This is a genomic window from Streptomyces sp. DH12 (assembly GCF_020873895.1).
In the GTDB taxonomy this organism is placed as follows: Bacteria; Actinomycetota; Actinomycetes; order Streptomycetales; family Streptomycetaceae; genus Streptomyces.
Map to the genome: position 1 here is coordinate 24,552 of NZ_JAHWGT010000006.1, position 13,142 is coordinate 37,693.

A 13,142-nucleotide genomic window follows, 5' to 3' on the forward strand; every position below is an offset into this window, starting at 1 on the left:
ACGGACTTCCGACCGGCGGCACCCCGGGGAGCACCGCGCGCCGTCTAGGGTCGAGGGATGCGCATCCGACTCCCCCGCCGGTGGGCGGCGCTCGCCGCGGCCGCCGCGCTGCTCGCCGGCGCCGGCACCTGGACCGCCGTCGCCTCCGACGGCGAGCCGCCGGTACACCGCGAGGACACCGTGCTGGCCATGCCCGGCGCGCGGATCGACACGTCGTTCTTCACGGCCGGCGGCGGCGGGCGCCGCCCCGCCGTGCTGCTGGGGCACGGCTTCGGCGGCGCCAAGGACGACGTGCGCGGGCAGGCGGAACGTCTCGCCCGCGACGGGTACGCCGTACTGACCTGGACCGCCCGGGGCTTCGGCGCCTCCGGCGGGCGGATCGGCCTCAACGACCCCGACCACGAGGTGAAGGACGTCCGCCGGCTGGTCGACTGGCTGGCGAAGCGGCCCGAGGTGCGGCTCGACGCGCCCGGCGACCCGCGCGTCGGGGTGTCCGGGGTGTCCTACGGCGGCGCGATCTCGCTGCTGGCCGCCGGGCACGACCGGCGGGTGGACGCCATCGCCCCGCAGATCACCTACTGGAACCTCGCCGACGCGCTCTTCCCCGACGGCGTCTTCAAGAAGCTGTGGGCCGGAATCTTCTTCACCACCGGTGCCGGCGCCGCTCCCGGCACGGGTCCCGGCGCCGGGATCGCGCCGCCGGCCGGCGACCGGCCGCCCGCCGAGGACGGCCCGGCGGCCGGAGACGGCCCCACCGCCGGCACGGGCACGGGCGCGGGAGCGCGGCCCGCCGCGGGCCGCCCGGCGGGCGCGGCGCCGCCTCCCGCCGCCTGCGGGCGGTTCCAGCCGGAGCTGTGCGCCATGTACGAGCGGGTCGCCGTCAGCGGCCGCCCCGACGCCGCCGCCCGCGCCCTGCTGGAGGCGCGCAGCCCCTCCGCCGTCGCGGACCGCATCGCGGTGCCCACCCTCGTCGTGCAGGGCCGCTCCGACTCGCTCTTCCCGCTCTCCCACGGCGACGCCATCGCCGAGGCCGTCGCCGACAACGGCGCCCCCGTCGCCGTCGACTGGATCGCCGGCGGGCACGACGGCGGCGACGCCGAGGCCGACCGCGTCCACGCCCGGATCACCGACTGGTTCGACCGGTACCTGAAGGGCGACACCGCCGTGGACACCGGTCCCGCCTTCCGCGTCAGCCGCACCGGCGGGGTCGACTCCACCGACGGGCGGGCCACGCTGCGCGGCGCCACCGCCGACCGCTACCCGGGCCTGCGCGCCGGGGTCCGCGCCCTGCCGCTCGCCGGCCCCGCGCAGACCTTCCGCAACCCCGCCGGGGCGAACCCGCCCGCCATCTCCGCCGTGCCCGGCGTCAGCGGCGGGCTGTCGCAGCTGTCCTCGCTCGGCATGGGCGTCTCCGTCGACTTCCCCGGCCAGCACGCCCGGTTCGAGACCCGCCCGCTCGCCGAGCCGCTGCGCGTCACCGGCTCGCCGACCGTCCGCGTCAGGGTCGCCTCCGACAGCGGTGAGGCCGTCCTCTTCGGCAAGGTGTACGACGTGGGCCCCGACGGCCGGCAGCAGGTGCTGCCCGCCCAACTCGTCGCCCCCGTCCGCGTCGCCGACGTCCGGGCCGGCCGGACGGTCGAGCTGACCCTGCCCGCGATCGACCACGAGGTGGAGGCCGGGCACCGGCTGCGCCTCGTCCTCGCCGCCACCGACCTCGGCTACGCCTCACCCGCGGCCCCCGCCGCGTACACGGTCTCCCTCGCCGGCGGCGGGCTCTCCGTGCCGACCGCGCCGACCGTGCGGACCGAGGCCGCCGGTCTGCCCTGGTGGGTGTGGGGGCTGCCCGCGGGCGGCGCCCTCGTCGCCGCGGCGCTGCTGCTGACGGCCCGCCGCCGCACCGCCGCGCCCGCCCCCGACCCGGGGCTGGCCGACGTGCCCCTGACCATCAGCGGGCTGACGAAGCGCTACGCGGGCTCCACGGACGCCTACGCGGTGCGCGACCTGTCATTCCGCGTCGAGAAGGGCCAGGTCCTCGGCCTGCTCGGGCCCAACGGCGCCGGCAAGACCACCACCCTGCGGATGCTCATGGGCCTCATCGCCCCCGACGACGGGGAGGTCCGCGTCTTCGGCCACGCCATCCGGCCCGGCGCGCCCGTACTGTCCCGGGTGGGCGCCTTCGTGGAGGGCGCCGGCTTCCTGCCGCACCTGTCCGGCCGGGAGAACCTCGAACTGTACTGGCGGGCCACCGGCCGCCCCGCCGGGGACGCCCACCTGGACGAGGCGCTGGAGATCGCCGGGCTCGGCGGCGCGCTCGCCCGCGCGGTGCGCACGTACTCGCAGGGCATGCGGCAGCGGCTCGCCATCGCCCAGGCCATGCTGGGCCTGCCGGACCTGCTCATCCTCGACGAGCCGACCAACGGGCTGGACCCGCCGCAGATCCGCGAGATGCGGGACGTGATGATCCGGTACGCGGCCGGCGGCCGGACGGTGATCGTCTCCAGCCATCTGCTGTCGGAGGTCGAGCAGTCCTGCACCCACCTCGTCGTGATGGACCGCGGCCGGCTCGTCCAGGCCGGGCCGGTCGCCGAGATCACCGGCAGCGGCGACACCTTGCTCGTCACCACCGAGGGCGAGCTCCCCGACCAGCTGGTCGAGAAGGTCGGCGGCCTGCCGGGCGTCGGCTCCGCCACCCGCGCGGAGGGCGGCCTGCTCGTCCGGCTGGACGGGGCCACCGCCGCCGCGCTCGTCGCCGACCTGGTGCGGCTCGGCGTGCCCGTCACCGGTGCGGGCCCGCACCGCCGCCTGGAGGACGCGTTCCTCACCCTGATCGGAGGAGGAGGCGCCGCATGACCGCGCTGCTCGACTCGGCGCCCGGCTACCGCGCCGGGCACACCCTGCCCCTGCGCGTCGAGGCGGTGCGCCAGCTCAAGCGGCGCCGCACGGCCGTGATGGGCGCCGTCCTGGCCGCCCTGCCGTTCGTCCTCATCGTCGCCTTCGCCATCGGCGGCGGGGACGACGACGGGCCCGACCGGCGGATCACCCTGATGGACACGGCGACGGCGTCGGCCGCGAACTTCGCCGCGACCTGCCTGTTCGTCTCGGCCGGCTTCCTGCTGGTGATCCCCGTCGCGCTGTTCTGCGGGGACACCGTGGCCTCCGAGGCGGGCTGGTCGTCGCTGCGCTACCTGCTCGCCGCGCCCGTCCCGCGCGCCCGGCTGCTGTGGTCGAAGCTCGTGGTGGCCCTCGCCTTCAGCGCCGCCGCGATGGTGCTGCTGCCGCTCGTCGCGCTGGCCGCCGGCACCGTCGCGTATGGGTGGGGGCCGCTGCGGCTGCCGACCGGCGGCGCCCTGCCCGCGGTCGACAGCCTGGGGCGGCTGGCCCTCGCGGTGGCGTTCGTCTTCGTCTCCCAACTGGTCACCGCGGGGCTCGCCTTCTGGCTGTCCACCCGCACCGACGCCCCGCTGGGGGCCGTCGGCGGCGCCGTCGGCCTGACGATCGTCGGCAACGTCCTCGACGCGGTGACCGCGCTCGGCGACTGGCGGGAGTTCCTGCCCGCGCACTGGCAGTACGCCTGGATCGACGCCCTCCAGCCGCAGTTGGAGTGGGGCGGCATGGTCAAGGGCGCGGCGGTCTCCGTGGCCTGCGCGACGGTCCTCTTCGCGCTCGCGTTCCGCGGCTTCGCCCGCAAGGACATCGTGTCGTGACCGGTCGGGCGGGCCGGCGGCCCCGGACGGCGGTGGCCGCCGCGATCCCGTCCGCGCCGCCCGGCCCGCCGCCGGAACCGAGCGGTGGTGGGGGAGGGCCGGTGGGGTGGGGGAGGGGCGCGGTCTCACAGCCAGCCGCGGCGGGCCGCCTCCGCCCCCGCGCGGAAGCGGCTCGTCGTGCCCAGGGCGGCCAGCAGCTCGCCCACGCGGCGGCTGTACGTGCGCCCCGATATGCCCAGGCGGGCCGCCGCCGTCTCGTCGGTGAGCCCGGCCAGCAGCGCGTCCAGCACCGGGCGGAGCCGCGGCGGCAGGCCGGTGCCGCCGGCTGACGCCTCGCCGATGTCCTCGCCGGCGTCCCACCAGGCGTGGTGGGCCCGCACCAGGGCCTGGACGACGACCGGGTCCCGGATCAGCAGCAGGCCGTTGTGGAGGAGCTCCAGGTCGAGGGGGACCGCCGCGACCGCCCGGTCCACGATGATCATCTTGAAGGGGATCGCGTCCGTCAGCCGGGCCCGGCCGGGCAGCCGCGCCGTCGCCACGAGGTCGGCCGCGGTGACCCGGGCCAACGCGTGGCGCGGCACCACCTGGCGGACCGTCCGCACCCGCTCGGCCGCCGTGCGCACGCACGTCCCCGCCATCTCCAGGATCGGCTCGGGGATCGGCTGGCGCAGGGCGGCCGCCGGGTCGTCGAAGGTCAGCAGTTCGCGGCGGGCCGACTCGGTGAGGGCCGCGAGGGCGGCGCAGATGTGCCGCGTGCCCCGCACCGGCTGCCCCGCGGGACGGGGCGACAGCGGTGGGGCCGCCCGCGCCGGTACCGCCTCCCGTGCCGCTCTCCGGCCGAGCACGGAACCAGGGACGTTCGCCACGGCCGATCACCCCCCGTCATCGCCAAGGAACGTACGCCACTCCATGTACTCATGTGACTCCGTACGGTGACAAGGGTGATGTCGGTGGAATGGCGAGTCCCGGCCACACCCCTGTGCGCCGTCGACGGCGGGCGCGATCCCGGGCGTCCGCACCGGCGCGCTCGGGGTGAGGGGCCGCGCCCGCCGTCCGGGTGAGTCGCCGCCCGTTCGCACTAGCGCCGATGGCGGGTGATCGGGCGCCGTGTCCCGATGGTGGTGCGGCCCGCCAACCGCCGGGCCGCGGACCGACCCCTCCACGAACGGATGACGACGACGCCATGCGCACGCATCACTTCTGGGCCGCGACGGCCCTCACCTGCCTCTCCCTCTCCGGCATAGCCGCCGCCCCGGCCCTCGCCGACGGCGCGAGCCCCACCGACAGCGCGTTCCTGCGCGCGGCGCACCAGGGCAACCTGACCGAGATAGCCGCCGGCCGGGACGCTCAGAAGAACGCCACGACCGCGTGTGTGAAGAAGGTCGGCGGCGTCCTCGAACGCGACCACACCAAGCTGGACGCGGCGACGAAGGCCCTCGCCGACAAGCAGGGCGTCGACCTGCCCGTCGCCCCCAGCGCCGAGCAGCAGCAGATCCTGGCCGACGTCATGGCCAAGGCGGGCAGCAGCGCGTACGACGACGCCTGGCTGAAGGCGCAGGACGCCGCCCACGTCAAGACCCTCGGCATGATCGACCACCAGATCGCCGCGGGGAGGAACGCCGAGGTGACGGCCGCCGCGAAGGCCGCCCGGCCGATCGTCGCGCACCACCACTCCATGGTCCGTGGCGGCACCTGCCACGACGGCGCGGCGACCACCGTCCCCAAGACCATCCACGCGGGCAGCGGCGGCCAGGTCGCCCTCGCCGCCGACGACGGGGTGCCGGCGTTCGTCGCCGTGCCGGCGATGGCCGTCGGCGGCGTGCTCGTCGCGGGCGCCGCCTTCTGGGCGGCCGGGCGCATCCGCCGCCACGACACGCGCTGACACATGGGCGGCAGGCTCTCCACCGAACCCGGCCCGGGCCGCCTGCTGGCCTGGGCCGGGCTCGCGGGCGCCGCGTCGGCGGCGCTCGCGCTGTTCCTGCCCGCGTCGGCGCCCGCCCCGGCCGACGCGGGCGCGGTGCCGACCGGGCGGGCCAGCGGTCCCGCGTCGGGCGCGGCCCACTCGCCGCCCGTGACCCTCACCGTGCCGGGGCACGTCGACAGCCTGCCGGTCGACCCGGTCGCGGGGGCCGGCGCGGCGCTCGACGTGCCGCCCTCCCCGTCCCGGCTCGGCTGGTGGGCGCTGGGCGCCCCGCCGGGGGCCGCCCGGGGCACCCTGCTGATCGCCGGGCACCTGGACTCGGCCGAGGAGGGGCCCGGCCCGTTCGAGGCCCTGCACTCCCTGCCGATGGGCGCGTACGCGCACGTCGCCGCGGCGGACGGGACCCGGCACACGTACCGCATCGTGGCCCGGCGCACCTACCCGGCGGGCGCCCTGCCCGACGACCTCTTCTCGGCGGAGGGCCGTCCCCGGCTCGTGCTGGTCACCTGCGCCGGCGCCTTCGACCCCGACGAGCGGGTCTACGCGGAGAACCTCGTCCTGTACGGCGTGCCGGCGTGAGGCGTCCACCGCGGACGCGGCCGGGGCGCCCCGGAAACGCGGGTGGGCCCCGGGAGGATCGGATCCTCCCGGGGCCCACTGGCGGGTCGCGCCGGTGACCGACGCGACCGCCACTACGCCGTCACGCGACTACGCCGTCACGCGACCACCGGCCTCAGCCGAAGGCGCGGCCGAACTGGCCGCCGACGGCCGGCAGGCCGTTGGTGCCCGGCTTGTACGTGGTCGCAGCGGTGGCCGCACCGGTGCGGCCACCGGTCGCGTTGCCCCAGGGCAGGGCGTACGCGGCGCCGTACGGGGCGGCGTTGGGCACGCCGACGTACAGACGGGTCGCGCTCCCGCCGAGCCAGGTGCCGACGGCGTGGCCGGCGGCCGGCGCGCCGCCGAGGCCGGAGGCGTCGCCCGCCTGGATCCAGTGGTCGTGCGCACCGGCGCCACCGAACGGGTAGAAGGTCTGCACCGCGCCGGCGCCCGCGAGGGAGCCGAGGGCCTCACCCGGGATGCCGACCGCGAGCGCGATCGTCGACGGGGAGCCGACGGAGCGCGGGGCGGTGTTGGCGAGGACGACCTTGGTGCCGAACTTGTCACCGGTCTCGGCGGCGCCGGCGACGTCGGTGACCTCCTGCTGGACGTTGGAGGCCGCGGTGACCGCGCCCGCCGCGGAGACGCGCAGGGTGTGCACGCCGCCCGCGTCGGCCTTGTTCGCCGTGCCGACGGTGAGGTCCTCACCGGGGGAGCCGATCGCGACGACCGTGTCGGTCGCGGTGGCCGCGCCCGAGGGGCGGTACTCGACGGCGGCGACGGACGCGCCGAACTGGTCGCCCGGCTCGGCGCCGCCGCTGATGAACGCGGCGTCCTGGTCGAAGCCGGAGACCGGGGCGGGCACCTTGTCGGCGTTCAGCGCGTGCTTGCTGATCTGCACGCCGCCGGCGTCCTTCTCGGTGCCGATGGCCTCGCCCGGCGTGCCGATGACGATGTGGTTCGCGGAGCCCGCGACGGCGGAACCGAAGCGGTCGTTCGCCTCGGGGTCGCCCGCGTAGCCCGGCTTGTCCTGGTTGATGGCGGTGCTGACGCTGCCGCGCAGGTAGATGGCGCTGCCGGCCTTCGCGACGGAGCCGAGGGCCTCCCCCGGGATGCCGATCAGCAGGTACGGCTCGCCCTCGGCGGTGTGGCCGGCGGCCACGGCGTGGCCGAACCGGTCGCCGGCCTCGGAGGCCGAACCCTTGATCGCGGCGACGTCGCCGAGGCCCTGGACGTAGTCCTTGGCGGCGCGGCCCGTGCCGATGCCGCCCGGGGCGCCGTACAGGATCTGCACGGAGCCGGCGTCGGCGTTGACCGTCGAGCCGACGGTGATGTCCTCGGCGGGGACGCCGACGACGAGGTCGGTGCAGCCGTCCTCGTTCTCGTCGAACGTCGCCAGGGACTCGCCGTACCAGTCGCTCGCCTCGGAGGAGCCCGGCACGTACGCCTGGTCCTGGTTCAGCTCGGCGGTGCCCTTGCCGCCGCCGTAGACGACGCGTACGACACCGGCGTTGGCGTCGCCGCCGACGGTGGCCTTCGGGTCGCCGATGGCGACGTCCTCGGCGCCGTCGCAGTCGAAGTCGGTGACGACCGGCGCGGCGGTCGTGGCGCCGACCCAGGCGCGCAGGTCGTCGACGCGGGTGTCGACGGCGGCGGTGCTGGTGACCGCGGCGTCGATGCCGAAGCAGCCGGCCTGATAGGAGCGGCTGTTCACCGCGACGAGCTGCGGCGCGCCGCTGCCCGTGCGCAGGACCGGGCCGCCGGTGTCGCCGGCGCAGACGGACACGCCGTTCTGGCCGGTGACGTTGACCTCGGCGGCGTTCACCGCGTCGACGGTGAAGGTGCCGCTGTGCAGCTTGAGGGGCGCCCACTCGTCCTTGGTGCGGCCGTAGCCGGCGGCCTTCAGCTGCTCGCCGGCCGTGGCTGCGGTGGCGCTGAGGGCGACGGGGGCGACGGTGGTGACGGGCCGGTTCAGGCGGACCAGCGCCGCGTCACGGGAGGGGTGCGCGACGACCTGCACGACGTTGCGCACCACGCCGGCGGCGGTGGTGAGGTCGGTGCGGCCGATGGTGGCGGTCGTCTTCAGCTTGGGCGCGCCCGCGGGCACGGCCAGGCCGGCGGCCGGGTTGTCGGCGAAGCAGCTGGCGGCGGTCAGCAGCCACTCGCGGTCGACGAGGGCGGCGGAGCAGGCGCGCTGCCCGTCGCCGATGTCGAGGCGGGCGGTGAAGGCGAGCGAGCCTTCGGCCTCCGCGGTGCCGGTGACGGCGTTCGCGGGAAGCGCGAGGGGCGCCGCTATCAGGGCCGCGGTCAGCGCGGCCAGCCCGGCCGAGCGGGCGATGTGCGGACGTTGCATCGGGATTTCCTCGTGTGGGGGTGTCGAGGAGCCGGTGGCCGTCGCCGGCGTTCCGGCTCCTCGGGCGACAGGACCGGCCTTACTTGGAGGTGATGATCTCCAGGAGCATGTGGTCGCGGCCCTGCGGGTCGGCGCTCTCGCCCACCGGCGTCCAGGTGTTCTTGTTGACGTCGAAGTTCTTCTCTTCGTTGTCGACCGTCATCGTGACGTCGGTGTTGTAGTCGTTGCCCTTGATGCCGTACACGGCCGGGAGCTCCAGGCTCAGGTAGCCCTTGGTGCCCGTGACGCGGAAGCAGACCTTCTCCTTGCTGCGCGCCCAGACCTCGAGGAGGGCCGGGTCGCCGCAGGTGGCGAGGGTGATGTGGCCGTCGCCGCGCTTCAGCTTGATGCCCTGCTCGGCGAGGATCTTGTCGGCCTGCGGGTAGTTGAAGTCCTCCACCGCGTAGCCCGGGGCCTCGTCGGCGACCGGGACGACGGACGGCGCGCCGGCGGTGGCGCCGCCGGTCGTCGTGATGGCGAGAACGGCGGTGCCGGCGACCGCGCCCGCGACGAGCAGACGAGAGATGAACTTCATCGGGAGTCTCGTTTCCTGTTCCGTGAGATGGCAGAGGCGCACGGGTCGTACCCGCGCGCGGATGTGCTCAGAGGGCGGCCCGAGGCCGCGCCGGAATGTCGAAGCGCCGCAAAAAGGGACACTTCGGATCTTTCACAGATGGATCGTCAACTCCCCCCGTTGCGACGGCCACGTTCCGGTTCCCCAGATCGGATTTGGCGTGATCATTGTTACCACTTCGTCGGACCCGCACAAGAATTCGCACGGCGAAGGATGCGTGACGGGGGCGGGTGGAGGAGGTGCGTGGGGACGGCGTGGGTGGTGTGCGGGTTGATCGACTCTATGTAACGATTCGATAACACCGGGTTCCCGGTCAAAAGCGCCTGACGACCCCTCGGAACCCGCGTGATCCAGGCTTTCCACCGCCTCCCGCGCCGCCGCGTCACCCTCACGACACCTCAGGAACCCCTACGTCCGCCTCGGTGACTGTGTGACCATCCACCCCTGAAATGGCGTCACGAATCACGTGCCCCATTACTCAAACGGGGTGCAGGAGAAGGGGTATGAACATACTCAGATCGCCGCGCAGGAGGCAGCATCTGCGCCGCAGGTTCCTGGTGACGACCGCCCTGGCCACGGCCATGACGGTCTTCGGGACCTCCACCGCCTTCGCCGAGGAGACCCTCCCCGGCGACCTTCCCGACGGGCTCCGCGCCCGCGCCGTCGAAGCCTGGCTGACCGGTGGCAGCGCCACCAGGGACGCCGCCCAGGCCGCCCTCACCGGTACCGAGCAGGACGTCGCCGCCTTCGTCCAGGCCGACCTCCCCCGGCTGCGGGCCGAGGACAACCGCGTCGCTGTGATGCGGATCATCTCGGTCTCCGGCAAGGGTGTCCGCGACGCGGCCATCAAGGCGCTGGCCGGGGACGACGCCGCCATCAACGCGTTCATGAACGACGGCGTCAAGGCACCGCTCCGCGAGGACAAGCGCGCCGCGGTGCTGACCATCATGAACAGCGGCAAGCGCGCCGTCCGCGACGCCGGCCAGGCCGCGCTGAACGCCGGCACCGAGACCGCGCTCGACGAGTTCCTGCAGACCAAGCAGTACGCCGCCCGTCAGGAGGACGAGCGGTTCGAGGTCATGCAGATCATGTCCCAGGGCGGCCCCGAGGTGCAGCGCACCGCGGCCCGCGCCCTGGAGGGCTCGCCCGCCGACATCACCCGGTACATCGAGACCGGCCAGCACATCTCCCGCGCCCGCGACCAGGAGTCGCTGACGGTCGCGCAGCTCGTCCAGGTCGCCCAGGAGGCCGGCCGCCGCGCCAAGCACGAGACGGACGCCGCCATCGAGGCGGGCGCCCGTGCCGAGACCGCCGCGGCCAAGGCCAAGGAGGCCGCGCTCGAGGCCGCCGCCGCGGCCGAGGCCGCGAAGAACGACGCCGACAAGGCCGGCCGGCACGCGTCCCGCGCCGCCGAGGCGGCGAAGGGCGCCGCCCAGGCCGCCCGCACCGCCGTCCACGCCTCCAACATCGCCGTCGCCGCCTCCCGCCGCGCCGCCTCCGCCGCGCAGGCCGCCGCGTCCGCGGCCGCCGCCGCGGGCCAGGCCGCGTCGCGCGCCTACAACGCCGCGACGGCCGCGTCGAAGGACGCCGCCCAGGCGTCCCAGGCTCGCTCCGCCGCCCAGGCCGCCCGCAACGCCGCCGCCGGCGCCCGTACGGCCGCCGCCGCCGCGACCGCCGCGGCCAACGCGAGCGACGAGGCCGGCCGCGCCGGCACCGCCGCCGCGTCCGCCGCCCAGAACGCCGCCGCCGCGGCCTCGGCCTCCGCCGCCGCCGCAGCCGCGGCCGGCCAGTCGTCCGAGCAGGCCCGCCGGGCCCGCGCGGCCGCGGCCGAGGCGAACGCCGCCGCCGCCACGGCCTCCGCTGCCGCCGCGCGCTCCCGGTCGCTGGCCGCCCAGGCCGCCTCCGCCGCCCGCGCCGCGCACACGGCCGCCAACAGCGCCGCCCAGCACGCCGAGAACGCCGCCGCGGCGGCCGACAAGGCCGCCGACAACGCCGGCAAGGCGCTGGACTACGCCAACCAGTCGACGACCCACGCCAACGCGGCGCTCGCCGCGGCGAACGTCGCCTCCGACGCCGTCACCCAGGCGCAGAACATCGAGCGCGTCGCCCGCGAGACCGAGGCGGCGCAGCTGGAGGCCGACAAGCAGACCGGCATCGCGGAAGCCGGCGAGGTGCTCAAGGCCGAGCTGGAGAGCGTCAAGGTCGAGGACGCCCGCAAGACCCACGGCGCCTCCATCGACGCCGAGACCCGCGAGCTGGTCGCCCAGGCCACCGCGGCCGCGAACACCGGCGACACCGGCACCGCCGCGCGGCTCGGCCGCAAGGCCGCGGTCAACCTCTTCGACGACCGGGGCTCCTGGACGCGCTCGGCGGCCCAGTTCGCCGCAGCCGGCTCGGACTCCGACATCGTCACCTGGCTGAAGCAGGACCACCCGAAGGCCGTCAGGCTGGACACTCGGGAGAAGGTCCTCTTCATGGCCCAGCTGGGCCAGACCGCGGTCGCCGAAGCCGCGCAGAAGGCCCTGGAGAACCCCGACCCGGCGGCCGCGGAGAAGTTCATCACCACCGACGTGGTGAACCTCCAGGCCGAGGACTACCGCCGGCAGATCCTCAAGCTGATGGACGGCTCCGGCTCCGCCGTGTCGAACGCGGCCAACGCCGCCCTCAACGACGGCAGCACCGAGGCGATGCTCCACTTCCTCATGGTGGGCATCCGCGACGCGGTCATGGAGGACGACCGGGTCAAGACCCTGTCCCTGATGAGCGGCGGCGGCGCCAACGTCAAGGCCACCGCCGAGGTCGCCATGGCGGGCCCGGCGTGGATGCGCCACGACTTCGTCGGCGGCGCCTACCTCAAGGCCGCCCAGCTCGACCAGGACACGGCCACCCACGTCTCCGCCATCCGCGCCTCCATCGCCAACGCGGCCCGCGTCGCCGCCAAGGCCCACGAGGACGCGGCGCGCGCCGCCGAGGCGGCCGCCAAGGCCCGCAACGCCGCCACCGAGGCCGCCCAGTGGGCGGACAAGGCACTGAAGTCGGCGAACGAGGCGGCGAACCACGCCAAGGCCGCCCGGGACAGCGCCGCCGCGGCGGACGCCTCCGCCGCGGCCGCGGCCGAGTCCGCGCGCAAGGCGACGGCCGCGGAGCAGACCGCCCGCTCCGCCGCCCGCTACGCCAACCACTCGGCCAACCGCGCCATGGCGTCGGCGGCCCAGGCGCAGTCCTCCGCCGCCTACGCCCAGTCGCAGGCGACGGCCGCCCGCGCCTCCGCCCTCGCAGCGGGCCGGGACGCCCAGGCGGCCTCCGCCGCGGCGAGCGACGCCCACCGCATCGCCGCCGACAAGCGGGTGCAGGAGCAGGCCGCCGCGGCGGCCGCGGCGGCCGAGAAGGCCCGCCAGGACGCGGCCGCCGGCCGTACGCCCGCCGACGACCCGGCCAACGACAAGGTCCAGGCCGGCAAGCCGGGCGGCGACGGCAAGGACGGGTGGCGGACCGCCGCCACCTGGACGGGCCGCATCAGCACGGGCCTCGGCTTCCTCTCCGTCGGTCTGACCATCGGCTCGGCGTTCTTCCCGCCGCTGGCGGTCGCCGCCGGCGCCGTCGGCCTGGTCTCCCTCGGCTTCGGCGTGCTCAGCGCCGGCCTGTGGGGGTACGCGGACAACTGGAAGGGCGAGTCGTTCAAGAACGCCGTCGTGGGTGTCGGCCTCGGCGTGATCGGGCTCCGGGTGGGCTCGGCCGTCAAGTACGCCGACGAGGTGTTCGAAGCCGCCGGGCACGTGAAGTCGTGGGGGTCGGCCGCCGTCACGGCCGGCCACGACCTGCTCTCACCCATCTGGGGCGCGTTCACCTGGTAGCGACCGACCCGTAGCATGCCGCCGAAGGAATGACGTGGCCGCCGCCCGCCCCGCCGCCCGGGGGGTGGGCGGCGGCCACACCGCCGTCCGGCGGTGACAC

The 13,142-nt window shown here is 75.8% G+C and carries 8 protein-coding genes; 5 read left to right on the top strand and 3 right to left on the bottom strand.

Features of this window, described 5'->3' with window-relative positions:
- The first annotated feature begins 57 nt into the window (after positions 1-57).
- A complete protein-coding gene (locus tag LPA54_RS06980; protein WP_228974857.1) occupies positions 58-2,850 on the top strand; it encodes an alpha/beta fold hydrolase in 2,793 nt (930 codons plus the stop codon).
- The gene (locus LPA54_RS06985) at positions 2,847-3,704 is read left to right on the top strand and encodes an ABC transporter permease (RefSeq protein ID WP_228974859.1); all 858 of its coding nucleotides are present in this window, start codon (positions 2,847-2,849) and stop codon (positions 3,702-3,704) included. Before LPA54_RS06980 ends, LPA54_RS06985 begins: the two co-directional genes overlap by 4 nt.
- Before the next feature lie 125 nt (positions 3,705-3,829).
- On the opposite strand, the gene LPA54_RS06990 is transcribed toward LPA54_RS06985, so the two are convergent.
- Complete coding sequence (locus LPA54_RS06990; RefSeq protein WP_228974861.1) at positions 3,830-4,570, bottom strand: DNA-binding response regulator; 741 nt, start codon at positions 4,568-4,570, stop codon at positions 3,830-3,832.
- Between the two features lie 317 nt (positions 4,571-4,887).
- On the opposite strand from LPA54_RS06990, the gene LPA54_RS06995 reads away from it, so the two are divergent.
- Together LPA54_RS06995 and LPA54_RS07000 are read left to right on the top strand one after the other, a co-directional pair.
- Positions 4,888-5,586 carry a DUF4142 domain-containing protein gene (locus tag LPA54_RS06995; RefSeq protein ID WP_228974862.1) on the top strand — a complete coding sequence of 233 codons (699 nt, stop codon included), beginning with the start codon at positions 4,888-4,890 and terminating at the stop codon, positions 5,584-5,586.
- Positions 5,587-5,589: 3 nt separating this feature from the next.
- On the top strand, positions 5,590-6,204 hold the full coding sequence (locus LPA54_RS07000; protein WP_228974865.1) for a class F sortase: 615 nt from the start codon (positions 5,590-5,592) through the stop codon (positions 6,202-6,204).
- Positions 6,205-6,358: 154 nt separating this feature from the next.
- Here the strand turns inward: LPA54_RS07000 and LPA54_RS07005 are convergent, their stop codons facing one another.
- Both LPA54_RS07005 and LPA54_RS07010 read right to left on the bottom strand, forming a co-directional pair.
- On the bottom strand, positions 6,359-8,575 hold the full coding sequence (locus LPA54_RS07005; protein ID WP_228974867.1) for a S1 family peptidase: 2,217 nt from the start codon (positions 8,573-8,575) through the stop codon (positions 6,359-6,361).
- A gap of 79 nt (positions 8,576-8,654) precedes the next feature.
- Positions 8,655-9,149, bottom strand: coding sequence for a hypothetical protein (locus tag LPA54_RS07010; protein ID WP_228974868.1), 495 nt, complete (start codon positions 9,147-9,149; stop codon positions 8,655-8,657).
- 542 nt (positions 9,150-9,691) lie between these two features.
- Between LPA54_RS07010 and LPA54_RS42240 the strand changes: the two genes are divergently transcribed.
- Positions 9,692-13,042: an ALF repeat-containing protein gene (locus LPA54_RS42240; RefSeq protein WP_267486847.1), complete on the top strand. Its 3,351-nt coding sequence runs from the start codon at positions 9,692-9,694 to the stop codon at positions 13,040-13,042.
- Positions 13,043-13,142 lie beyond the last annotated feature (100 nt).

What these genes read in the sequence shown, in the direction of transcription:
- LPA54_RS07005 (WP_228974867.1), bottom strand. Translation starts at nt 8,575, where the DNA reads ATGCAACGTCCGCACATCGCCCGCTCGGCCGGGCTGGCCGCGCTGACC.
- LPA54_RS07000 (WP_228974865.1), top strand. Translation starts at nt 5,590, where the DNA reads ATGGGCGGCAGGCTCTCCACCGAACCCGGCCCGGGCCGCCTGCTGGCC.
- LPA54_RS06980 (WP_228974857.1), top strand. Translation starts at nt 58, where the DNA reads ATGCGCATCCGACTCCCCCGCCGGTGGGCGGCGCTCGCCGCGGCCGCC.
- LPA54_RS06995 (WP_228974862.1), top strand. Translation starts at nt 4,888, where the DNA reads ATGCGCACGCATCACTTCTGGGCCGCGACGGCCCTCACCTGCCTCTCC.
- LPA54_RS06985 (WP_228974859.1), top strand. Translation starts at nt 2,847, where the DNA reads ATGACCGCGCTGCTCGACTCGGCGCCCGGCTACCGCGCCGGGCACACC.
- LPA54_RS42240 (WP_267486847.1), top strand. Translation starts at nt 9,692, where the DNA reads ATGAACATACTCAGATCGCCGCGCAGGAGGCAGCATCTGCGCCGCAGG.
- LPA54_RS07010 (WP_228974868.1), bottom strand. Translation starts at nt 9,149, where the DNA reads ATGAAGTTCATCTCTCGTCTGCTCGTCGCGGGCGCGGTCGCCGGCACC.